A 505-nucleotide genomic window follows, 5' to 3' on the forward strand; every position below is an offset into this window, starting at 1 on the left:
TAAACACATTTTTGACCGTCTCCCCAACAATGTTATTACGTTTATTAGATCGTACATACTCTAATTCGTGACAGTAAAAGACTTTACTCTCTAAAAAGTTACCTTGTTTTGAAACGAGACTTACTGCAATGCGATCAATGTTGATGTCGATTCCAGCTACAACCTCTTTGGAAATGACATCTTGACTATATAACTCTTGCCCGTATTCCTCTTCTTCATAGATGAAATGCGCATAATATTCTCCGTCTTTACGTTTGATTTGAACAGTATAAGCTTGATATTGTTCAATCGGTTTTCCTTTTGGGGTGATTCCTACTTCGTTCGGCATAATAACATCAATGATCTCATGTACGTATTTATCTGGAATCGAAGATTCCACTTCGAAACGTGGCGCTTTACGCTTGCCTTCTTTCTGACGTATAGGATCACAAATATCAAGATAAAATGCACCATCACGATGAACTAACCGAATGTTCAAGTTCCCTTTTTTACTCTTATCGCCACG

The 505-nt window shown here is 37.4% G+C and carries 1 pseudogene; it reads right to left on the reverse strand.

Going from position 1 to position 505, the window contains the following annotated elements:
• Positions 1–478, reverse strand: a pseudogene (locus tag FCI53_RS21270) (IS200/IS605 family accessory protein TnpB-related protein); the annotation flags it as partial.
• Positions 479–505 lie beyond the last annotated feature (27 nt).

It is taken from the genome of Aquibacillus sediminis, assembly GCF_005870085.1.
Classification (GTDB): Bacteria; Bacillota; Bacilli; order Bacillales; family Amphibacillaceae; genus Aquibacillus_E; species Aquibacillus_E sediminis.